We start from the raw sequence: 23,186 nt of genomic DNA, 5'->3' as shown, positions 1-23,186 counted from the left end.
GGGAGCAAGCTCCCTCGCCACAGGGTCAGGTCAGGCGATGGCAGTCTCAGCTGGCGAAACGATACTGGTCTTGCCGCCACGGGACTTGCCCGAGCTCAAATACTCGGCAATCGATTCCTGGGTCACTTCCCCAAGGAACACCCGCTCGGCATCCATCACCGGCAACCACGCACGATTGAACTCGTACATGCGCGACAACAGGATGCGCAAATGCTCGTCGTAGGCGGCCGTGGCATTGAACTCGCGCAGGTATTGCCCGCAGGTGCCGGTCTGACGGTGCAGGTCGCGGCGGCGTACGTAGCCCAGCGCCTTGTTCTCGGTGCAGGTCACCACCACGTAGCGGCGGTCGTGCTCATCCATCAACTCCAGCGCTTCGGCCACCGGTGTTTCCGGGCTGACGGATGGCGCGTTGTCCGCCGCGTCTTCGGCTTTGACCAGCAACAAGCGCTTGAGCGTGCTGTCCTGGCCGACGAAGTTGCTGACAAACTCATCCGCTGGATGGGCGAGCAGCGTGTCCGGGTGATCGATCTGCAACAGCTTGCCGGCGCGGAAGATCGCGATCTTGTCGCCCAGCTTGATGGCTTCGTCGATGTCGTGGCTGACCATGATCACGGTCTTGTTCAGCGCCCGCTGCATTTCGAAGAACTCGTTCTGGATCATCTCGCGGTTGATCGGGTCGACCGCACCGAAGGGTTCGTCCATCAACAGCAGCGGCGCATCGGCCGCCAGCGCGCGGATCACGCCGATCCGTTGTTGCTGGCCGCCGGACAATTCCCGTGGATAACGATGCAGGTATTGCTTGGGTTCGAGCTTGATCATGCTCATCAACTCGCGGGCGCGGTCGTGGCATTTCTGTTTGTCCCAACCGAGCAGTTTCGGCACGACCACGATGTTCTCTTCGATGGTCATGTTCGGGAACAGACCGATCTGCTGGATCACGTAGCCAATGTTGCGCCGCAGGGTCACTTCGTCGAGACCGGTGGTGTCTTCACCGTTGATCAGGATCTTGCCCGAGGTCGGCTTGATCAGGCGGTTGATCATTTTCAGCGTGGTGCTTTTGCCGCAACCCGATGGCCCGAGGAACACGCAGATTTCGCCTTCATTGACGGTCAGGCTCACCGAGTCCACGGCTTTGACGTCTTTGCCGTTGCTTTGGAAGGTCTTGCTGAGGTTTTGAAGTTCGATCATTTGAGTAATCCTTTTGGAGTCAGCGAACGTTGCAGCCATTGCAGAAGCAGGTCGGCGAAGATGGCCAGCAAGCTGACCAGCACGGCACCGACGATCAGCATCGACATGTCGCTGCGGCTGATGGAAGCGAGGATGAGTACGCCCAGGCCACCGGCGCCGATGGTGGCGGCGATGGTCATGACGCCGATGTTCATCACCACGGCGGTGCGCACACCGGCGAGGATCACCGGCACCGCAATCGGCAGTTCAACCATGCGCAGGCGCTGGCCGAAGGTCATGCCGATCCCACGCGCGGCTTCACGAATGCCCGGTTCGACACCGGTCAGCGCCAGGTAGGTGTTGCGCATGATCGGCAGCAGCGAATACAGAAACACGGCGGTGATCGCCGGCATCGGACCGAGGCCCTGGCCGAACTTGGAGTAGAACGGCAGCAGCAGGCCGAACAGGGCAATCGACGGCACGGTCAGCAACACCGTGGCACTGGCCTGCAGGGGACCGGCGAGGCTCGGGAAGCGGGTCATCAGGATGCCCAGCGGCACCCCGACCAGAATCGCCAGGGTCACGGCGATCCCGACGAGCGTAATGTGCTGCCAGGTCAAGTGAATCACCTGTTGCCAGTCGAGATGGGAAAAGGCGTTGATAAATTCCATGACTTTTCCTATTCAGTTCAGTGGGTGTTGGCGCAGGAAATCGGCGGCAACGGCTGAAGGGCTTTGATGCTCGACGTCGACCCGCGCGTTGAGCTCGCGCATGGTGTTGTCGTCGAACAGTTCAGCCAGTGGCTTGAGCTGTGCGGCCAGTTGCGGATGCGCATCAAGGTAGGCCTGACGCACCACCGGAGCGGCGGTGTAGTCGGGGAAGTAATGCTTGTCGTCTTCCAGCAACTTGAGCTTGAAGGCGTTGAGGCGCCCGTCTGTGGTGTAGACCAGACCGGCAAACACCTGGCCATTACGCAGCGCGGTGTAGACCAGGCCGGCGTCCATCTGACGGATGTTCTTGCGGGTCAGGTTCATGTCGTAGAGCTTGACCATGCCGTCAAGACCGTCCGAACGGTTGGCGAACTCGGTGTCCAGCGCCACCAGATTGTTGGTCTTGGCTTCCTTGCGCAGCACCGTGTTCAGATCGCTGATGCTGTTGATCTGCGGGTATTCGTCCGCAACGTTTTTTGGCAGCGCGAGTGCGTAGGTGTTGCTGAATTTCGACGGTGTCAGCCAGACCAGGCCTTTTTTCGCGTCAAGTTCTTTCACTCGGGCGTAGGACTGTTCGCTGTCGAGTTTTTCGGTGACATGGTTGTAGGCCACCAGCGATACACCGGTGTATTCCCAGAGCATGTCCAACTGGCCGCTTTCGTGGGCGCTGCGGGCCAGATTGCTGCCCAGGCCGCCGGTCACTTGCACCTCGTAACCCTTGGTACGCAGGTATTGCGAGGTGATCTCGGCCAACAGGGTTTGCTCGGTGAACACTCGGGCGCCGATGCGGATCACCGGTTTTTCGGCGGCTTGGGCCAATCCGGCGAACAGCAGGATGCAGCCCAGTAAAAAGCTTGATGTTTTCATGACGATTCCTTTGCCGAGGCTTAAGACGGGCGCAAGCCGCGTTCGAGCCAGAGACGGCTGGCGAGTGTCACCAGACCATCGAGCAACAAGGCCAGCAGCGCGGTACACGCGGCGCCGAGCAGCAATTGCGGCTGATTGTTCAGGGCGATGCCGGGGAAGATCAGGCTGCCAAGACTGTTGGCGCCAATCAGGAATGCCAGCGGCGCAGTCCCGACATTGATCGCCAGCGCCACGCGCACACCACCGATGATGATCGGCACGGCGTTTGGCAGTTCGACACGCCACAGCACTTGCGCGGGGGTCATGCCGATCCCGACAGCGGCTTCCTTGAGCGAACCTTGGACGTTTTTCAGGCCTTCGTAGGTGTTGCGCACGATAGGCAGCAACGAGGCGAGGAAGAGCGCGAAGATGGCCGGACCACTGCCGATGCCGAGGATGCCGAGGGCGATGGCCAGCACGGCGAGGGGGGGGACGGTGTTACCGATATTGAAGAACTGCATGAAGCGCTCGGCACGGCCGATCATGCTCGGGCGGCTGAGGAAGATGCCGGCAGGGATACCCACGACGAGAGCGGCCAGCATGGACGCGAGGACGAGAATCAAATGAGCTTGCAGGTAAAACAATAAATCGTCGCGGTAGTGTTCGATCGTGTTGATGCCGATCCAGTTGATCAGCAGGGCCAGAAGGGCGATTACCAGCGCGCCTCCTATCAGCCCTTTGCCATAGTGGATAGCCACAGGCGGACTCCTTTTTTCAGTCGGCGAACGCAGTCCCGTGTGGCATGCCATGCCTGGCTGCCGGGATCAGATGTTCGCGAGAAGCAGCTCGAACACGCCGCTAAAACGGCATGCAATCGAGCCATGAGCACAGCCTCGTCAGGCCGAATTGCGGAATTTCTGGCCCCCGACGAGTGGTCGTTACGGGGGAGTGGACGTCTCCGTGCTTTAAAAGGTTCCCATCTGCGGCAGCATTTGGCCACCCCGAATGTGCTCAACGGTTCGGTTCTTGGATCAACTTGGGCTATAATCTGCGCCCTTTTTTGAATCACCTGCCAGGCGATTTCCCATGACCAAACAGGCCGCCGAAGTCGCGAAACGCCGCACTTTCGCCATTATTTCCCACCCCGATGCCGGTAAAACCACCATCACCGAAAAGCTCTTGCTGATGGGCAAGGCGATTGCGGTGGCCGGCACGGTGAAATCTCGTAAATCCGACCGCCATGCCACCTCCGACTGGATGGAAATGGAAAAGCAGCGTGGTATTTCCATTACCACGTCGGTCATGCAGTTCCCGTATCGCGAGCACATGATCAACCTGCTCGACACCCCGGGCCACGAAGACTTCTCCGAAGATACCTATCGCACCCTGACGGCGGTGGACTCGGCGTTGATGGTGCTCGACGGCGGTAAAGGTGTAGAGCCCCGGACCATCGCGCTGATGGACGTCTGCCGCCTGCGTGACACGCCGATCGTCAGCTTCATCAACAAACTCGACCGTGACATCCGCGACCCGATCGAACTGCTCGACGAGATCGAAGCGGTCCTGAAGATCAAAGCCGCGCCGATCACCTGGCCGATCGGCTGCTACCGCGACTTCAAGGGCGTGTACCACCTCGCCGACGACTACATCATCGTCTACACCGCCGGTCATGGTCATGAGCGCACCGAAACCAAGATCATCGAGAAGCTTGACTCTGACGAAGCGCGCGCGCACCTGGGCGACGAGTACGAGCGCTTCATCGAACAGCTGGAACTGGTGCAGGGTGCCTGCCACGAGTTCAACCAGCAGGAGTTCCTCGACGGTCAGCTGACCCCGGTGTTCTTCGGTACCGCGCTGGGTAACTTCGGTGTCGACCACGTGCTTGACGCTGTGGTCGATTGGGCGCCACGCCCGCTGGCCCGTGTCGCCAACGAGCGCACCGTAGAGCCGGTGGAAGAGAAGTTCTCGGGCTTCATCTTCAAGATCCAGGCGAACATGGACCCGAAACACCGCGACCGCATCGCCTTCATGCGCATTTGCTCCGGCAAGTACGAAAAGGGCATGAAGATGCGCCACGTGCGCACCGGCAAGGATGTGCGCATCGGCGACGCCCTGACGTTCTTCTCCTCCGAGCGTGAGCAACTGGAAGAAGCTTACGCCGGCGACATCATCGGCCTGCACAACCACGGCACCATCCAGATCGGCGACACCTTCAGCGAAGGCGAAGTCCTGGGCTTCACCGGTATCCCGCACTTCGCTCCGGAACTGTTCCGCCGCGTACGCCTGAAAGACCCGCTGAAATCCAAGCAACTGCGCCAGGGCCTGCAACAACTGGCCGAAGAAGGCGCGACCCAGGTGTTCTTCCCGGAGCGCAGCAACGACATCATCCTCGGCGCCGTCGGTGTGCTGCAGTTCGATGTGGTCGCCAGCCGTTTGAAAGAGGAATACAAGGTCGAGTGCTCCTACGAGCCGATCACCGTGTACTCGGCACGCTGGATCGAATGCAGCGACAAGAAGAAGCTTGAAGAATTCTCCAACAAGGCCGTGGAAAACCTCGCGCTGGACGGCGGCGGTCACCTGACCTACCTCGCGCCTACGCGGGTCAACCTGGCGCTGATGGAAGAGCGCTGGCCGGACGTGAAATTCCGTGCGACGCGTGAGCATCATTAAGCATTAGGTGTTCAGGCAGGGAAAAAGCGAAGCTTTCGGGCTTCGCTTTTTTTTTGATCTTTTCGGCATAACGCTTATTCAAAACCAGTCTCTACATCCATTGCATTTCCCTCTCATCATTAACGTCCTATCTGGAGAACCCTGCTGATCGGAACTAGATTTCAATCGGCGCCAGACAGGCACTCTTCGACAGGATGGATTCGCTCATGAACAGATTGCTACGCATTTTATTGATGATGAAGGTATTGGTGATGCTGGCGCTCGGCAGCTCGGCGGTCTGGGCTGAGTGCGAAGAACACGAGACCCAGGCCTCGAGTGGGCAGGGGGCTCACGGCGAGTTGATGATCGCCAAGTCTGAGTCGGAGCCGGGCGACAAGGGGCAGGGAGGTAGCGAGGGTGACGATGACTCGATGACCGATGATCCGGACTCCGATGACGCTGACGAAGGCGACAGCCAGACCTAAATCGCAGACAAAATAAAACCCCTTCCACTTGAAGTGGAAGGGGTTCGATCAACACAACCCCTGTGGGAGCTAGCCTGCTATCGATTGCGGTGTGCCGGTAAACAGAAATGTTGACCGGTATACCGCTATCGCCAGCAGGCTGGCTCCCACAGTTTTTACGCCGCGCCGTGCACGAACTGCTCGGCGTAGTGGCAAGCCACTTGGCGGCTGTCGAGCAGGCGCAGGGCCGGCTCTTCAGTACTGCAACGCTCGGTAGCATACGGGCAGCGCTTGTGGAAAGCGCAGCCAGGCGGCGGGTTCAGCGGGTTGGGCAGTTCGCCGACGATCTTGATTTTCGGCTTGTCCGGATCCGGGTGAATGGTCGGTGTCGCCGACAACAGTGCCTGGGTGTAAGGGTGCAGAGGACGGGTGTAGATGTCCTCCTTCGGACCCATTTCCACCGGACGGCCGAGGTACATCACCATCACATGGTCAGCCACATGGCGCACTACCGCCAGGTTGTGGGAGATGAACACGTAGGCGGTGTTGAACTCCTGCTGCAAATCCATGAACAGGTTCAGTACCTGCGCCTGGATCGACACGTCCAGCGCAGAGGTCGGTTCGTCCGCCACCAGCACTTTCGGTTGCAGCATCATGGCGCGTGCCAGGGCGATACGCTGACGCTGACCGCCGGAGAACATGTGCGGATAACGCTGGTAGTGCTCAGGACGCAAGCCCACCTGCTTCATCATCGCCTGGACTTTCTCGCGACGTTCGGTGGCCGACAGGTTGGTGTTGATCAGCAGCGGCTCGGCCAGTTGATCACCGATTTTCTGCCGCGGGTTCAACGACGCGTACGGGCTCTGGAACACCATCTGCACGTCTTTGCGCAATTGCTTGCGCTGGGCCTTGTCGGCGCCGGCGACTTCCTGGCCGGCGATTTTCAAGGAGCCCGAAGACGGCTCTTCGATCAGGGTCAGGGCGCGGGCCAGGGTAGATTTGCCGCAACCCGACTCACCTACGACGGCGAGGGTCTTGCCGGCTTCCAGCTCGAACGACACACCGTTGAGGGCGCGAACGGTGGCGTGACCCTTGAACATGCCGCGGGACACTTCGTAGTGACGGGTCAGGTCGCGGGCGGTAAGTACGACGGCCATTACGCCACCTCCTGGTTCAGCGGGTAGAAGCAGCGGGCGAGGCTGTTGCTTTTCGGGTCAAGGGCTGGACGCTGGGTGCGGCAGTTGTCCTGCACGTATGGGCAGCGCGGCGACAGCAGGCAACCCTGCGGACGGTCATAGCGACCGGGGACGATGCCCGGCAGGGTCGACAGGCGCGAGGCCCCCAGGCTGTGTTCCGGAATGGCCTTGAGCAGCGCTTCGCTGTACGGGTGCGCCGGGATGTCGAACAGTTGCGGTACCTGGCCGACTTCTACGGCTTGGCCGGCGTACATCACGCACACACGCTGGGCGGTTTCAGCCACGACCGCGAGGTCGTGGGTGATCAGCACTAGGCCCATGTTCTGCTCTTTCTGCAACGCCAGCAGCAGGTCCATGATCTGCGCCTGAATCGTTACGTCGAGGGCCGTGGTTGGTTCGTCGGCAATCAGCAGTTTCGGCTCGCCGGCAATCGCCATGGCAATGGCCACACGCTGACTCATGCCGCCGGACAGTTGATGCGGGTAGGCATCCATGCGGCTGGCCGCGCCCGGGATCTCAACTTTTTCCAGCAGTTCGATGGCGCGTTTGCGCGCGGCCTTGCCGGACATTTTCAGGTGCAGGCGCAGCACTTCTTCGATCTGAAAACCCACGGTGTAGCTCGGGTTCAGCGCGGTCATCGGGTCCTGGAACACCATCGACAGGTCTTTGCCGACGATTTGCCGACGCTGACGGTTGCTCAGCTTGAGCATGTCCTTGCCGTCAAAGCTGAGCGAGTCGGCGGTGACGATGCCGGGATGCTCGATCAGCCCCATCAGCGCCATCATGGTCACGGATTTACCCGAGCCCGATTCGCCAACGATGGCCAGCACTTCGCCTTTGTCCACTTTCAGGTCGAGACCATCGACCACGGGCGTTGCGTTCTTGTCGCCGAAACGAACGTTGAGATTCTTGATTTCTAGCAGTGACATTGGAATCTCCTCAGGCGGCGTTCTTGAGTTTCGGGTCCAGCGCATCGCGCAGGCCGTCACCCATCAAGTTGATTGCCAGCACGCTGAGCAAAATGGTCAAACCAGGCAGACTGACTACCCACCAGGCGCGTTCGATGTAGTCGCGGGCCGAGGCCAGCATGGTGCCCCACTCAGGGGTTGGCGGTTGTACGCCAAGGCCGAGGAAGCCAAGTGCGGCGGCATCGAGAATCGCCGAAGAGAAGCTCAGGGTCGCCTGAACGATCAGTGGTGCCATGCAGTTCGGCAGCACGGTCACGAACATCAGGCGTGGCAGGCCAGCACCGGCCAGGCGCGCTGCGGTCACGTAGTCGCGGTTCAGTTCGCCCATCACCGCGGCGCGGGTCAGACGAACGTAGGACGGCAGGGAGACCACGGCGATGGCGATCACGGTGTTGATCAGGCCAGGGCCGAGGATGGCGACGATCGCCACGGCCAGCAGCAGGGATGGCAGGGCCAGCATGATGTCCATCAGACGCATGATGGTCGGACCGACCGCTTTCGGGAAGAAACCGGCGAACAGGCCCAGCAGAATCCCCGGGATCAACGACATGACGACCGACGACAAACCGATCAGCAGCGACAGGCGCGAACCCTGGATCAGGCGCGACAGCAGGTCACGACCCAGTTCATCGGTACCGAGCAGGAACTGGATCTGCCCGCCTTCCAGCCAGGCTGGCGGGGTCAGCAGGAAATCACGGTATTGCTCGCTCGGGTCGTGGGGGGCAACCCACGGGGCGAAGATGGCGCAGAAGATCACCAGCAGCATGAACATCAGGCCGGCGACGGCGCCTTTGTTCCTGGAAAACGCTTGCCAGAATTCTTTGTACGGCGACGGATACAGCAGGCTTTGATCCACGGCGGACGCGGCGTTGGCTACTGAGGATGTTGGAGTGCTCATGGGTATTGACCTCAGCGCTGATGACGGATGCGTGGGTTGGCAAAGCCGTAGAGGATGTCCACTACGAAGTTGACCAGAATCACCAGGCAGGCGATTAACAGGATGCCGTTTTGCACAACCGGGTAGTCCCGGGCGCCAATGGCTTCGATCAGCCATTTGCCGATGCCCGGCCAGGAGAAGATGGTTTCGGTCAGGACCGCGCCGGCCAGCAGGGTACCGACTTGCAGGCCGACCACCGTCAGTACCGGGATCAGCGCGTTACGCAGGCCGTGGACGAATACCACGCGCGATGGCGACAGGCCTTTGGCGCGGGCGGTACGGATGTAGTCTTCACGCAGCACTTCGAGCATCGACGAACGGGTCATCCGCGCGATCACTGCCAGCGGGATCGTACCGAGTACGATGGCCGGCAGGATCAGGTGATGCAGCGCATCGAAGAACGCGCCGACGTCATCGGCCAGCAACGTATCGATCAGCATGAAGCCGGTACGCGGCTCGATGTCGTAGAGCAGGTCGATCCGCCCGGACACCGGGGTCCAGCCCAGGGACACCGAGAAGAACATGATCAGGATCAGGCCCCACCAGAAGATCGGCATCGAGTATCCCGCGAGGGAGATGCCCATCACCCCGTGGTCGAACAGCGATCCTCGCTTGAGTGCCGCAATCACCCCGGCCAGGAGGCCCAGGATGCCGGCGAACAACAGCGCGGCCATGGACAGTTCCAGGGTCGCGGGGAAGAGGGAGGTGAACTCGGTCCAGACGCTCTCACGGGTACGCAGGGATTCCCCGAGATCGCCTTGGGCCAGTTTGCCGATGTAATCCAGGTACTGGGCATACAGGGGTTTGTTCAGACCTAGGCGTTCCATTGCCTGAGCGTGCATTTCGGGGTCGACCCTGCGTTCTCCCATCATGACTTCCACGGGGTCGCCAGGGATCATGCGTATCAACGCGAAAGTCAGCAAGGTGATGCCGAAGAACGTGGGGATCAGTAACCCCAGTCGGCGGGCAATAAAACTAAACATCGTGTGGTGTACCTCATCAGCCGGTTAGGCGTGCCCGGCAGGCCTGGATCAGGCTGCCGGGAGTTTTCTTATTTACTTCACCTGGGTGGTGGCGAAGTTATTCGTGGTGAGGGGGCTAATGTGATAACCCTCTACGTTGTTGCGCATTGCGGTGAACATTCTAGTGTGTGCCATGCTGATCCATGGCTGGTCCTGGTTAAAAATAACCTGAGCCTGTTCGTACAGTGCAGTACGTCCGGCCGGATCGGTCTTTTCGCGAGCCTGGTCGATCAGTGCCTGGAACTTGTCATTGCACCAGCGTGCGTAGTTTTCGCCGTTCTTGGCCGCTTCGCAACTGAGCATAGGCGTCAGGAAGTTATCCGGGTCGCCGTTATCGCCCGCCCATCCTGCGGAAACCATGTCGTGCTCACCGTTTTTCGCGCGTTTGAGCATTTCGCCCCATTCCATCACGCGGATGTCGATCTTGATCCCGACCTTGGCCAGGTCAGCCTGCATCATCTGCGCGCCGAGCATCGGGTTCGGGTTGGTCGGACCGCCACCGTTACGGGTGAACAGGGTGAAGGTGGTGCCTTCCGGAACACCGGCTTCCTTGAGCAGGGCGCGGGCCTTGTCCAGATCACGAACCGGGTTTTTCAGGCTGTGGTTGTAGCCCAGCAGGGTGTCCGGGTACGGATTGACCGCCACGGTGGCGTTGCCTTTGCCGAACAGGGCGTTGACGTAGGCTTCCTTGTCGAAAGCGATGTCGATGGCTTTGCGTACCCGCACGTCGCTCAAGTACTTGTGGGTGGTGTTCATGGCGACGTACGAAACGGTCATGGCGTTCAGTTCGTCGACCTTCAGGTTCGGGTCTTTCTTGATGCTCGGGATGTCATCCGGTTTCGGATACAGCGCGACCTGGCACTCGTTGGCCTTGAGTTTCTGCAGGCGCACGTTGTTGTCGGTGGCGATGGCCAGGATTAGTGCATCGGCCGGTGGCTTGCCACGGAAATAGTCCGGGTTGGCCTTGAAGCGAACCTGGGCGTCCTTGTTGTAGCGCTGGAAGACGAACGGGCCGGTGCCGACCGGCTTGTTGTTCAGGTCGCCGGCCTTGTTGGCCTTGAGCAACTGATCGGCGTATTCGGCGGAATAGATCGACGAAAAGGCCATGGCAATGTCGGCCAGGAACGGCGCTTCACGGCGGGTCAGGGTGAACTTGACCGTGTTGTCGTCGACTTTCTCGACGCTTTTCAGCAGTTCCTTGAAGCCCATGCTTTCAAAGTACGGGAAGCCCACGCTCGACAGTTTGTGCCATGGATGATTCGGGTCCAGCTGGCGCTGGAAGCTCCAGACCACGTCGTCGGCATTCAGGTCGCGGGTCGGCTTGAAATATTCGGTGGTGTGGAACTTGACGCCCTTGCGCAGGTGGAACGTGTAGCTCAATCCGTCTTCGCTGATGTCCCACGATTCGGCCAGTGCCGGAATCACATCAGTGGTGCCGGGCTTGAAATCCGCCAGTCGATTGAAGATGGTTTCAGCAACCGCATCGGCGGTGACTGCAGTCGTGTACTGGACCATGTCGAAGCCTTCGGGGCTGGCTTCGGTGCAAACCACCAGCGGCTTGGCCGATACGCCCACCGCGACACTCAGCAAGGCGGCCGCGATGGCCGCACGTAGGGGAAGCATTTTCATCAAGAACCCTCTGCAATCGGTTGAAGGATAAAAGCCGAACGACGATTCATCACTGAACGCGCCGTTCGGCCGGTGCATTACAGAATGTTGAACGGGATGGTGGTCACGAGGCGGAACTCGTTGATGCTGCCGTCAGACTGGTTATCGCTGGCGCGGTGAGCGGTGTAGGTTCCACGAATAGTGGTGGCTTTGAGAGGGCCGCTCTGTACGGCGTAGGTTGCACCGATACCGTATTCGTAATGATGTTCACCGTCTTGCGTCTGGATACCGTCGTAGCCCTTGTCGACCACACCTTTGTTGCCGGTGTAGTGGGTACCGTCGATACCCCAGCCGCGAGCCTGGTAGATGTTGAACTTCAGGCCAGGCACGCCGTATTCGGCCATGTTCAGACCGTAGGCCACCTGGAAGGATTTCTCGTTCGGGCCGTTGAAGTCCGACAGCAGGGAGTTGGCCAGGTAGATGCCGTTGGTTTCGTGCAGGTAGTCGAAGTACTCGTTACCGTTCACTTCCTGATACGAGAAGGTCAGGCTGTGGGCCTGATGGGTCAGGCCGAACGACAGGGAGTAAGTATCGTTGTCGATGTCGCCGATCAGCGCTTTGCCGTCTTCCTGGGTTTTGTAGTAGTTCAGGCCGGTGGTCAGGCTCAGGACCTGGCTGTCACCCAGTACGTGGGTGGCGCCGAAGTAGTACTGGTTCCAGATGTCTTCAGCCTGGGTGGCCCAAAGGCTGGTGGTCAGGCTGGCAAATGGGGTGTAGGTGATGCCACCGGTGTAGATGTGATCGGTTTCTACACGGCCGTTGGCGTACTCGGCACGGAATTTTTGCTCGCTTTGTTCCATACGCGGGGACACGCGGTCAAAGGTCGCGAAATCGAAGGTCAGGTTTTCCAGCTCAGCGACATTCAAGCTCACGCCCTGGAAGCTCGAAGGCAGGGCACGGTTGCCGATGGTGTCGACTTGCGGGCTGCTGTAGCTCTGGCGACCGGCAGTCAGGGTGGAGTTGGAAACGCGTGCCTTGACGTTGGCCAGGCCCAGTTTGCTCCACTGACCTACGGCGTCACCGCCCTTTTCGGTCAGGGTACGGTTGTTGCCCGAGAAAGCCCCGGTCTTCGGTGCGCCACCGTTGCCGGCGGCCAGGTTCTCGCGGTCACGTTCCAGCGCAATGGCGTTGTAGGCGGCGACTTCAGTGCTGAAGCCGACAGTGCCTTCGGTGAAGCCCGAGTTGTACTTGAGGATCGTGCCTTGTACCCAGTTGATACGACGATCCGTTTCCGGCAACGCGCCGTCTTTGCTGTAACGGAACTTGCCGCCACGTTTCAGCTGTTCGTTGGCGTACCAGTTGCGCGTGGTCCCGGTCAGCGATTGGCCTTCAACAAAACCAGTGGCTTCGCTCTGGGCGCTTTTTTCTTTCACGGTAACCGGGGTGAACGCCTGGCTCTGGGTTTCAGCGTAAGCCGTGGCGGTTACGCTGCTGATGGCCAAGGCCAATATTGCGGTGCTGCTCAGTTTCATGGGTGAAGCTCCTTACTTTCTTTTTTTTATGCCGGTCTTTTTTGGGTGATCCGGCTATTGGTTTGGAACTCAATCACGCATCGCAAACGTTTGCTGCAGGCCCTGTGGGCGAATTACGGCAATACGCTTGCGTGAGGGCGCAATGCGCCCCCAGCGTTCTAGCTACACGGTTTTATTTTTCGATGCTGACACCCGAGAACACGTTACGACCGAAGGGGCTGACCTTGAACCCTTCGATTTTGGCGCTCAACGGCTGGTTGACCGTCGAGTGGGCGACTGGCGTGATCGGTACCTGCTGCTTGAGGTACTGCTGCGCCTGTTTGTAGAGCACGGTGCGCTGGTCGCGGTCGGTTACGACCTTGGCCTGCTTGATCAGCTTGTCGTAAGCCGGATCACACCACATGGAGTAGTTGTTGCCGCCGATGGCGTCGCAGCTGTACAGCGTGCCGAGCCAGTTGTCCGGGTCACCATTGTCACCGGTCCAGCCGATCAGGCTGACGTCGTGCTCGCCATTCTTGGTGCGCTTGATGTACTCGCCCCATTCATAGCTGACAATCTTGACCTTGAGACCGATTTTCGCCCAGTCAGCCTGGAGCATTTCAGCCATCAACTTGGCGTTGGGGTTGTACGGACGCTGGACGGGCATGGCCCACAGGGTGATCTCGGTGCCTTCCTTGACGCCGGCAGCCTTGAGCAGTTCCTTGGCTTTTTCCGGGTTGTAGGCGGCGTCCTTGATGGTGTCGTCGTAGGACCACTGAGTCGGTGGCATGGCGTTGACCGCCAGTTGACCCGCGCCCTGATAAACAGCGTTGAGAATGCCTTGCTTGTTCACCGCCATGTCCAGCGCCTGCCGCACTTCGAGCTGGTCGAACGGCTTGTGGCGAACGTTGTAGGCGATGTAGCCGAGGTTGAAGCCGGGCTTCTCGATCAGTTGCAGTTTCGGGTCGTTCTTCAGCGCGGTGACATCGGCAGGGCGCGGATGCAGGGTGATCTGGCACTCGTCGGCCTTGAGTTTCTGCACCCGCACCGAGGCGTCGGTGTTGATGGCGAAAATCAGATTGTCGAGTTTGACCCGCTCAGGCGCCCAGTATTGCTTGTTGCCGGTGTAACGGATGTTCGAGTCTTTCTGGTAGCTCTTGAACACGAACGGCCCAGTGCCGATCGGCTTCTGGTTGATATCGCTAGGCTTGCCTTCGGCCAGCAGCTTGTCGGCGTACTCGGCGGAGAGGATGGCGGCGAAGCTCATGGCGATGTTCTGGATGAACGCGGCGTCCACGCTGTTGAGCGTCATGACCACGGTCAGCGGCCCGGTCTTTTCGACCTTGGCAATGTTCTTGTTCAGGCTCATCCCGTTGAAGTACGGAAACTCTGTCGGGTAAGCCTTACGGAATGGCTGTTGCGGATCGAGCATGCGATTGAACGTGAACAGCACGTCGTCGGCATTGAAGTCACGGGTTGGGGTGAAGTACTTGGTCGTGTGAAATTTCACCCCTGGGCGTAGGTGAAAAGTGTACTTGAGGCCGTCCTCGGAAATATCCCAGCTCGTGGCCAGGCCCGGTACGACATTGGTCGAGCCTTTTTCAAACTCTGCCAGTCGGTTGTACAGCGGCTCGGCGGCGTCGTTGTCAGTCGCAGTCGTGTACTGCGCTGTATCGAAGCCGGCGGGGCTGCCTTCGGAGCAGAACACCAGGCTGTTGTTGGCAGCGTGGCTCATGGACGTGGCGGCCAACAGGCCGGTGCCCAGCAATGCAGATAAAACCAAGGTATGGCGCATGACGCTCCCTTCTGTTCAGTGTTATGACAATGAGCCTGCGTCACGTGTGTAGACGTGAAGGCTTCACTGGTCTCAAACCAAGACGTGCAGCAAACAAACCGGTGGCCCACGCATGAGCTGGTCGAATCCCGACGGTAGAGGTCCGTGGGTTCGGCAGTAAATGCGTAAAAGCCTGAAAGACTGGTAGGAAAAGTCGACGCATCCTAGCGCTAAGCTGTAGTCAGCTGGCGAATTGGGTGTAGGCGAATTCCTGCATTCTCGGTCGATAAAGTAACGGCGACGTCTGAAACGTCGCCGTTACCCGATCTTATTTGCTGACGCTGACGCCGTAGAAGGAGTTCAAGCCAAACGGGCTGATCTTGAAGTCCTGCACATTGGCGCGCATGGGTTGGAACACCGTCGAGTGAGCGATAGGTGTCATTGGCACCGCGTCTTTGAGGACGTGTTGCGCTTGTTTGTACAGCTCGGTGCGCTTGCCTTGGTCCGAAGTACGCTTGGCTTGTTTGACGATGTCGTCAAACTTCTTGTCGCACCACTTGGAGAAGTTGTTGCCTTCCAGCGAGTCGCAGCCGAACAGCACGTTCAGCCAGTTGTCCGGATCACCATTGTCACCGCTCCAGCCAATCAGCATTGCCTGGTTCTCGCCACCTTTGGAGCGCTTGATGTACTCGCCCCACTCGTAGCTCTGGATCTTGACCTTGAGGCCGACCTTCGCCCAGTCAGACTGCAGCATTTCTGCCATCAGCTTGGCGTTCGGGTTGTATGGACGCTGTACCGGCATCGCCCACAGAACGATCTCGGTGCCTTCTTTGACGCCCGCTTCCTTGAGCAGCTCTTTGGCTTTCTCAGGGTTGTACGGAGCATCTTTGATGGTGGTGTCGTAGGACCATTGGGTAGGTGGCATGGCGTTGACGGCCAGTTGGCCCGCGCCCTGGTACACGGAGTCGATGATCTGTTGCTTGTTGACCGCCATGTCCAGTGCCTGACGCACTTTCAGTTGGGCCAACGGGTTTGGCTCGTTGCTGCCCTTGACCTTGTCCATCACGTTGTAGGCGATGTAACCCAGGTTGAAACCAGCCTGGTCAGGCAGCTTCAGGGTTTTGTCTTCGCGCAGCGCTTTCAGGTCGGCCGGACGAGGGAACAGGGTGACCTGGCACTCGTTCTTCTTCAGCTTCTGGATGCGCACCGACGGGTCGGTAGTGATAGCGAAGATCAGGTTGTCGATCTTCACGTCATCCGGCTTCCAGTAGTCCTTGTTGCCGGTGTAACGGATGTTGGAGTCTTTCTGATAGCTCTTGAAAACGAACGGACCAGTGCCGACCGGCTTCTGGTTGATGTCGGCGGCCTTGCCTTCCTTGAGCAGCTGGGCTGCGTACTCGGCGGACTGGATCGAGGCGAAGCTCATGGCCATGTTCTGGATGAACGCAGCGTCTACATCTTTAAGGGTGAACTTGACAGTCTTGTCGTCGACTTTATCGATCTTGGTGATGTTGGTGTCCATCCCCATGTCGGTGAAGTACGGGAATTCGGTCGGGTACGCTTTGCGGAACGGGTCATCCTTGTTAATCATGCGATTAAAGGTGAACAGCACGTCGTCGGCGTTGAACTCACGAGTCGGCTTGAAGTAAGGCGTGGTGTGGAACTTGACGCCTTCGCGCAGGTGGAAGGTATACGTCAGGCCGTCATCGGAAACGTCCCAGCTGGTCGCCAGACCAGGAATGACAGCGGTGCCGCCGCGCTCGAACTGAGTCAGACGGTTGAACATGGTTTCTGCAGAGGCGTCGAAGTCGGTTCCGGTGGTGTATTGACCTGGATCGAAACCGGCCGGGCTCCCTTCGGAGCAGAACACCAGATTGGTCGCAGCTTGGGCGAACGGTGCGCTAGCTAGCAAGCTGGCACCTAATAAAAACGGAATGACCGCTTGTTTAAGCATGGTGGCCTCATGATTTGTTGTCATTTTTTAATTTTGAGGACGACCTCGTGAGTCGTGCCTGCGGATACTTATGCAGGGGGCATACCCAATGCAAGATCTTGAGCGACTACAGGTCTTAAACGGTGGCACGAACGTACCTTAATGTCGCATATGTATAAAAGTTGACGCATTTGACCGTTTGCGCGGCATTTTTGCGGTGCATTTGGTGCACTTTTATGGTGCGTACAAAACAAGGGGTGCCCGTGGGTGGGGCGAGGTGTTACCTATTTATACCCCGTCCCCAAGGGGTGTGCGGGGGTTAATGGGAGTGGTTATCGTTGCTCTGGTATTGATCGAGTTATACCAAGTGCAACTGCCCTTGTACGAGCTGCCGGAGGCTTGCGATCTTTTGCCGGGCACTGAAGGGTTTTGAGAGCATGGATCAAGATCAAAAGATCGTCCGAACGCCGCCTGCGCCTTCGGCTGCTCCTGCAAGGTGATAAAAAACGGCGATCATTCTGGTGATCGCCGTTTTTGTGTTCAGAAGTTATCGATTCAAGGCATCAGCACTTCAATCGAACCGTCGGCCGTCATGCTGACCTGGCTGGTGCCGGCTTCCACTTCAGGCGTCACTGGAGCGGCGTCCATGCTGGCGGCTTTCATCATCATCGGCCCACGCATGTACGGTTGCGGGTAGCCGTTGCTGTTGAGGTTCAGGTTGACGATCTTGTAACCCTTGCCACCCAGCGCATCGGTCGCCAATTGCGCCCGCGCCTTGAAGGCGGTGACCGCTTCCTTGAGCAGGGTGTCTTCACTGGCCTTGCGCGTTGGGGTGGCGATGGCGAAGTCCATGCCGCCCATCTTCAGGTCGGTGAGCAGCTCGCCGGTCAGCTTCGACAGTGCGGCGAAATCGGTGCTTTCCAGACGCAGTTCGGCGCGTTCACGCCAGCCGGTGATCTTCTGGCCTTTGGTGTCGTAGATCGGGTAGCTGTTCCGGCTGCCCTGGCGCAGGGTGATGTCCTTGACCTGCTTGGCCTGGGCCAGCGCCTTGTTCATGGTGGTGCTGACGTCGGCGGCGAGCTTGGCCGGGTCGGTGTTTTGTTCTTCGGTGTAGAGGGTCACGATCATCAGGTCGCGAGCCACTTCCTGGCTGACTTCGGCGCGCAGGGAAATCTGGTTGTAATGAAGCTCGTCGGCCGCCAGGGTCGGGAGGCTGGCGAGGGTGCCAACGCTCAGGGCAAGGAGGGCGGCGCTGCGGCGGAATGTGTGCATGAAAGCTCCTGGGATGATGCGCAGGGAATCGTTCGGGCCTGCGTGAAACCATCAGACTCTAGCTTTAATGATCCGGTTCGCACAGTTACAACTTCTATACAGATGTATGCGAGGCGTTGTTCTGTAGGAACTGGCTTGCTGGCGATGAACGATAACGAGGTCTGACAGACGAACCGCTTAACGGCCATCGCTAGCAAGCCAGCTCCTACAAAAAAGGCGATTTGGACTGTGGCCGTTTGCCGCACTTTTGCCTGCCAGCCTCCGCGCTTGGTTATACTCCCAGCGATCCGCCTGGAGCGCTCATCAGGAGAGCTCATGCTCGCCCCCGTTCAAATCACCTCCGCCACTCGCCAGAATCTCTGGCGGCTGACTTTCATCCGGACTTTGGTGCTGGCCGCCCAAGCCGGTTCCGTGGGCCTGGCTTACTGGTTCGAATTGTTGCCGTTGCCCTGGTTTCAACTGGCCGCGACCCTCGGTTGCTCGATGCTGCTGTGTGCGTTTACCGCGATTCGCCTGCGCACTTCGTGGCCGGTGACCGAGCTTGAATACGCGGTACAACTGGCCTGCGACCTGTTTATCCACAGCGCCTTGCTGTATTTCTCCGGCGGCTCGACCAACCCCTTTGTTTCTTATTACCTGGTGCCGTTGACCATTGCCGCGGTGACGTTGCCGTGGCGCTATTCGGTGATCCTGTCGGGCATCGCGCTGACGATGTACACCTTGCTGCTGGCGCGTTTCTATCCGCTGCAAACGTTCCCCATCGCCCGGGAAAACCTGCAGGTCTACGGGATGTGGCTGAGTTTCGCCCTGGCGGCGGCAGTGATCACCTTCTTCGCCGCACGCATGGCCGAAGAGTTGCGCCGGCAGGAAGAATTGCGCGCCATCCGACGTGAAGAAGGTCTGCGCGACCAGCAGTTATTGGCCGTAGCCACTCAGGCCGCGGGCGCCGCCCATGAATTGGGTACGCCGTTGGCGACCATGAGCGTGCTGCTCAAGGAAATGCGTCAGGACCATCATGACCCGATGTTGCAGGACGACCTGAGCGTGCTGCAGGATCAGGTCAAGCTGTGCAAAGAGACCTTGCAGCAACTGGTGCGCGCCGCCGAGGCCAATCGCCGCTTGGCCGTGGAGATGCAGGACGTCACCGATTGGCTCGATGAAGCGCTCAATCGCTGGCATCTGATGCGCCCGGAAGCCAGTTACCGCTTCCAGCGCCTCGGCCAGGGAACGGTGCCGCGCATGGCGCCGCCGCCGGACCTGACCCAGGCGTTGCTGAATTTGCTGAACAATGCCGCCGATGCCTGCCCTGAGGGCTTGCAGGTGACGCTGGACTGGGACACCGAAAATCTGACCATCAGCATCCGCGATCACGGCGCAGGCGTACCATTGGCTATCGCCGAACAGATCGGTAAACCGTTTTTTACCACCAAGGGCAAAGGCTTCGGCCTGGGCCTGTTTTTGAGCAAGGCCAGCGTGACACGCGCCGGTGGCTCAGTGAAACTCTACAGTCATGAGGAAGGTGGCACGCTCACCGAGCTGCGCCTGCCCCGTGTCGCCCGAGGAGACGAACATGAGTGACGAACCCCAAGTCGAAGGCGAAGAACTGCCGCATTTGCTGCTGGTCGATGACGACGCTACCTTCACCCGCGTCATGGCTCGCGCCATGGCTCGCCGTGGTTTTCGCGTCAGTACGGCAGGTTCTGCTGAGGAAGGCCTGGAGCTGGCCAAGGCTGATCTGCCGGACTACGCCGCCCTGGACCTGAAAATGGACGGCGATTCGGGCCTGGTGTTACTGCCCAAGTTGCTGGAAATGGACCCGGAAATGCGCGTGGTGATCCTCACCGGTTATTCGAGCATTGCCACCGCCGTCGAAGCGATCAAGCGCGGCGCCTGCAACTATTTGTGCAAACCGGCCGATGCCGATGACGTGCTGGCCGCGCTGCTGTCCGAACACGCCGACCTCGACAGCCTGGTGCCGGAAAACCCGATGTCCGTGGACCGCTTGCAGTGGGAACACATTCAGCGCGTGTTGACCGAGCACGAAGGCAACATCTCCGCCACGGCCCGTGCCCTGGGCATGCACCGCCGCACGCTGCAGCGCAAACTGCAGAAGCGTCCCGTTCGCCGCTGAACCTGCGCTGAACGAATGCCGGCCGTGCCTCGCGACAAACCGAACCGATCATCTATGATCGGTTCGTGTGTGTACTTTTCTCTATTGAGCCTTATCCATGAATCAGAACGCTGAGTACTCCGCGGTCAACGATGCTGTGCGCGGGCAGTTTTTCCGCAAAGTGTGGGCGATGATCACGCCTTATTGGCAGAGTGAAGAGAAGGGCAAGGCCTGGACACTGTTGATCGCAGTGATTGCGCTGTCGCTGATTAGCGTGGGCATCTCGGTGTGGTTCAACACCTGGTACAAGGATTTCTACAACGCGCTGCAACAGAAAGACGAAGCCGCCTTCTGGCGCTTGATTCTGTATTTCTGCGCGATTGCGGCGGTGGCGATTGTCGGTGCGGTGTACCGCCTCTACCTGACCCAGATGTTGACGATTCGCTGGCGGGCCTGGCTCACCGAAAAGCATTTCGCGCGTTGGCTCAACGACAAGAATTACTACAAGCTGGAGCAGGGCGGTTACACCGATAACCCGGACCAGCGGATTTCCGAAGACCTCAACAACTTCACCTCCAACACTCTTGAACTGGGTATCGGGCTGCTGCGCAATATCGTCAGCCTGGTGTCGTTTTCGATCATTCTGTGGGGCGTGTCGGGCAGTATCGAAGTGTTCGGTATAACCATTCCCGGCTACATGTTCTGGTGTGTATTGGTTTACGCGGTGGTCGGCAGCTGGTTGACGCATTTGATCGGTCGTCGCTTGATCGGCCTGAACAACCAGCAGCAGCGTTTTGAAGCCGACCTGCGTTTCTCCATGGTGCGGATTCGCGAGAATGCCGAAAGTATTGCGTTGTACAACGGCGAACCGAACGAAAATCGTCGGTTGAGCAGCCGCTTCGGGATGGTCTGGCATAATTTCTGGGACATCATGAAGGTGTCCAAGCGCCTGACTTTTTTTACTGCCGGTTACAGCCAGGCTGCCATTATTTTCCCGTTCATCGTTGCTTCGCCGCGTTATCTGTCGGGCAAGATCGAGCTCGGCGAATTGATGCAAATCAGTTCGGCGTTCGGCAACGTGCAGGAAAGTTTCAGCTGGTTTATCAGTGCCTACCAAAGCCTCGCTTCATGGCGGGCCACATGCGATCGTCTGCTCAGCTTCCGTCAGGCCATGACGGACAATGAGGGGCGCGCCCCGGCCATTGACGTGCAGAACACGGGCTCAGCCTTGAAGATGCACAACCTGGGCCTGGATCTCGCCGACGGTCGACACTTGCTGGCGAACGCCGACATGACCGTGGAAGAGGGCGAACGCGTGATGCTCAGTGGCCGTTCCGGCAGCGGCAAGTCGACCTTGCTGCGGGCGATGGGGCACCTGTGGCCGGCGGGTCACGGCAGCATTCGTCTACCGGCGGCGCGCTACCTGTTCCTGCCGCAAAAACCGTATCTGCCGATCGGCACGCTACGTGAGGCATTGAGTTATCCACAGGCCGGCGAAACCTATCCCAACGAGCGTTACGTGCACGTCCTGGAAACCTGTCGCTTACCGCACCTGGTGGCGCGTCTCGACGAAGCCAATCACTGGCAGCGCATGCTGTCGCCGGGTGAGCAACAGCGCCTCGCGTTTGCCCGCGCGCTGCTGTATGCGCCGCAATGGCTGTATATGGATGAAGCGACTTCGGCGATGGATGAAGAGGATGAGGCCTCGTTGTACCAGGCGCTGATCGATGAGTTGCCGGGGCTGAGTATTGTCAGCGTCGGCCATCGCAGCAGTCTCAAGCGCTTCCATCCACGGCATGTGCGAATCGAGAACGGCCATTTGGTGGACCAGGCCGTGACTGCATAAACGCTCCGGCAGGGTGGTGGTGATCGTACAACCGCGTTGCGCTATGATGCGGTTTCAGCAGCCGAATTTTTCGAGACAAATGTCGACCATGGAAAACCCGAACGACGCACCACGCCTACCTCGCAAGCGCCGCAGCCTCGCTCAGGAACTGGTGACGGTGCTGTCCGAGCAGATCCGCGACGGCCACCTCAAGCGTGGCGACAAGTTGCCCACCGAGTCGGCGATCATGGATGCCCATGGTGTCAGCCGCACGGTGGTGCGCGAAGCGATCTCCCGTTTGCAGGCGGCGGGGCAGGTGGAAACCCGTCACGGCATCGGCACCTTCGTGCTCGACACCCCGAGCCCGAGTGGTTTCCGCATCGATCCGGCAACCGTGGTCACCTTGCGTGACGTGCTGGCCATTCTGGAGTTGCGCATCAGCCTCGAAGTGGAGTCCGCCGGGTTGGCGGCGCAACGTCGCAGCCCCGAGCAGTTGGCGTTGATGCGTGCGGCGCTGGATGCGCTGAACGAAAGCGTTTCCCATGCCAGTGATGCCGTGGCTTCCGACTTTCAGTTCCACTTGCAGATTGCACTGTCGACCGGCAACCGCTACTTCACCGACATCATGACTCACCTGGGCACCAGCATCATTCCGCGTACCCGTCTCAATTCTGCGCGGCTGGCCCATGACGATCAGCAGCACTACATGAATCGCCTGAGCCGTGAGCACGAAGAAATCTACGACGCCATCGCTCGCCAGGATTCCGATGCAGCCCGCGCAGCCATGCGCCTGCACCTGACCAACAGCCGCGAGCGGTTGCGCCATGCCCATGAAGAGGCTGAGGCGCAGCGCGGATAATTGTTGTCTTCGAGCGAATTTTTTCATGGACCGCTATCGCAAGCGGGCTCGCTCCCACATTTGGATTCGGCTATTCATTAGATTTGTGTCCACCGCCGATCCAATGTGGGGACGAGCCTGCTCGCGAAAGGGCCATTAACCCTTTCACAGACCCTCCAGCCTGCCTCTTCGTTGCTCAATCCTCCGACAACGTAACTCTAGCAATCACCCTGGCAGCCACACTTGCACCTCATTTTCTATTCGCAATCAGCCCCTGAAACCTGAGCTGACGCACCATCTTGTCGAACAATTTTCACCCCCAGCGATGAAATGCAGTTGACGGTTATTTTTTAAGT

General features: G+C 59.2%; 19 protein-coding genes. 6 read left to right on the top strand and 13 right to left on the bottom strand.

Translation table 11 applies throughout. From position 1 onward, the window contains the following. Positions 1-30: 30 nt before the first annotated feature. Genes KHO07_RS24920 through KHO07_RS24905 form a run of 4 tightly spaced genes read right to left on the bottom strand, consistent with a single transcriptional unit; the run spans position 31 to position 3,481 of the window. On the bottom strand, positions 31-1,188 hold the full coding sequence (locus KHO07_RS24920) for an ABC transporter ATP-binding protein (RefSeq protein ID WP_150731800.1): 1,158 nt from the start codon (positions 1,186-1,188) through the stop codon (positions 31-33). Beyond that, positions 1,185-1,838, bottom strand: a complete 654-nt coding sequence (locus KHO07_RS24915; protein WP_150731801.1) for an ABC transporter permease — start codon at positions 1,836-1,838, stop codon at positions 1,185-1,187. The genes KHO07_RS24920 and KHO07_RS24915 overlap by 4 nt, the downstream gene beginning before the upstream one ends. Before the next feature lie 12 nt (positions 1,839-1,850). Continuing rightward, complete coding sequence (locus KHO07_RS24910) at positions 1,851-2,744, bottom strand: glycine betaine ABC transporter substrate-binding protein (protein ID WP_150731802.1); 894 nt, start codon at positions 2,742-2,744, stop codon at positions 1,851-1,853. A 20-nt stretch (positions 2,745-2,764) separates the two neighbouring features. Continuing rightward, entirely contained in the window at positions 2,765-3,481 is a 717-nt protein-coding gene (locus KHO07_RS24905; protein ID WP_150731803.1) for an ABC transporter permease, read from the bottom strand. Positions 3,482-3,809: 328 nt separating this feature from the next. Here KHO07_RS24905 and KHO07_RS24900 point away from each other — a divergent pair, with 328 nt between their 5' ends. Continuing rightward, the gene (locus KHO07_RS24900) at positions 3,810-5,393 is read left to right on the top strand and encodes a peptide chain release factor 3 (RefSeq protein ID WP_150731804.1); all 1,584 of its coding nucleotides are present in this window, start codon (positions 3,810-3,812) and stop codon (positions 5,391-5,393) included. A gap of 206 nt (positions 5,394-5,599) precedes the next feature. Further along, on the top strand, positions 5,600-5,857 hold the full coding sequence (locus KHO07_RS24895) for a hypothetical protein (RefSeq protein ID WP_212625805.1): 258 nt from the start codon (positions 5,600-5,602) through the stop codon (positions 5,855-5,857). 155 nt (positions 5,858-6,012) lie between these two features. Here KHO07_RS24895 and KHO07_RS24890 read toward each other — a convergent pair whose 3' ends face one another. From KHO07_RS24890 to KHO07_RS24850, 9 genes are all read right to left on the bottom strand, one after another. Next, entirely contained in the window at positions 6,013-6,993 is a 981-nt protein-coding gene (locus KHO07_RS24890) for a peptide ABC transporter ATP-binding protein (protein ID WP_075947653.1), read from the bottom strand. Further along, entirely contained in the window at positions 6,993-7,961 is a 969-nt protein-coding gene (locus tag KHO07_RS24885; protein WP_150731806.1) for an ABC transporter ATP-binding protein, read from the bottom strand. Before KHO07_RS24885 ends, KHO07_RS24890 begins: the two co-directional genes overlap by 1 nt. 10 nt (positions 7,962-7,971) lie before the next feature. Then, the gene (locus tag KHO07_RS24880; RefSeq protein WP_075947651.1) at positions 7,972-8,898 is read right to left on the bottom strand and encodes an ABC transporter permease subunit; all 927 of its coding nucleotides are present in this window, start codon (positions 8,896-8,898) and stop codon (positions 7,972-7,974) included. An 11-nt stretch (positions 8,899-8,909) separates the two neighbouring features. Beyond that, positions 8,910-9,920, bottom strand: a complete 1,011-nt coding sequence (locus tag KHO07_RS24875) for an ABC transporter permease subunit (RefSeq protein ID WP_150749576.1) — start codon at positions 9,918-9,920, stop codon at positions 8,910-8,912. A gap of 72 nt (positions 9,921-9,992) precedes the next feature. Next, positions 9,993-11,588 (bottom strand): ABC transporter substrate-binding protein, encoded by a 1,596-nt coding sequence (locus KHO07_RS24870; protein WP_212625804.1) that lies wholly within the window; start codon positions 11,586-11,588, stop codon positions 9,993-9,995. A gap of 77 nt (positions 11,589-11,665) precedes the next feature. Beyond that, positions 11,666-13,099 (bottom strand): OprD family porin, encoded by a 1,434-nt coding sequence (locus KHO07_RS24865; RefSeq protein ID WP_212625803.1) that lies wholly within the window; start codon positions 13,097-13,099, stop codon positions 11,666-11,668. 172 nt (positions 13,100-13,271) lie between these two features. Next, complete coding sequence (locus KHO07_RS24860; RefSeq protein WP_212625802.1) at positions 13,272-14,873, bottom strand: ABC transporter substrate-binding protein; 1,602 nt, start codon at positions 14,871-14,873, stop codon at positions 13,272-13,274. 307 nt (positions 14,874-15,180) lie between these two features. Next, complete coding sequence (locus KHO07_RS24855; protein ID WP_212625801.1) at positions 15,181-16,806, bottom strand: ABC transporter substrate-binding protein; 1,626 nt, start codon at positions 16,804-16,806, stop codon at positions 15,181-15,183. Positions 16,807-17,340: 534 nt separating this feature from the next. After that, positions 17,341-18,057 carry an SIMPL domain-containing protein gene (locus tag KHO07_RS24850; protein ID WP_150731809.1) on the bottom strand — a complete coding sequence of 239 codons (717 nt, stop codon included), beginning with the start codon at positions 18,055-18,057 and terminating at the stop codon, positions 17,341-17,343. Between the two features lie 315 nt (positions 18,058-18,372). Here KHO07_RS24850 and KHO07_RS24845 point away from each other — a divergent pair, with 315 nt between their 5' ends. From KHO07_RS24845 to KHO07_RS24830, 4 genes are all read left to right on the top strand, one after another. After that, the gene (locus KHO07_RS24845; protein ID WP_150731810.1) at positions 18,373-19,635 is read left to right on the top strand and encodes an ATP-binding protein; all 1,263 of its coding nucleotides are present in this window, start codon (positions 18,373-18,375) and stop codon (positions 19,633-19,635) included. Next, positions 19,628-20,188 (top strand): response regulator transcription factor, encoded by a 561-nt coding sequence (locus tag KHO07_RS24840; RefSeq protein ID WP_075947643.1) that lies wholly within the window; start codon positions 19,628-19,630, stop codon positions 20,186-20,188. The genes KHO07_RS24845 and KHO07_RS24840 overlap by 8 nt, the downstream gene beginning before the upstream one ends. Positions 20,189-20,285: 97 nt before the next feature. Beyond that, positions 20,286-22,013: an ABC transporter ATP-binding protein/permease gene (locus KHO07_RS24835; protein ID WP_212625800.1), complete on the top strand. Its 1,728-nt coding sequence runs from the start codon at positions 20,286-20,288 to the stop codon at positions 22,011-22,013. 88 nt (positions 22,014-22,101) lie between these two features. Beyond that, positions 22,102-22,851 (top strand): FadR/GntR family transcriptional regulator, encoded by a 750-nt coding sequence (locus KHO07_RS24830; RefSeq protein ID WP_175581354.1) that lies wholly within the window; start codon positions 22,102-22,104, stop codon positions 22,849-22,851. Positions 22,852-23,186 lie beyond the last annotated feature (335 nt).

Origin of the sequence: Pseudomonas sp. PP3 (assembly GCF_905336995.1) — a bacterium.
GTDB lineage: Bacteria > Pseudomonadota > Gammaproteobacteria > Pseudomonadales > Pseudomonadaceae > Aquipseudomonas > Aquipseudomonas reinekei.
The sequence above is the reverse complement of the archived record's forward strand: the minus strand, read 5'-3'. Positions and strand labels throughout refer to the sequence as shown.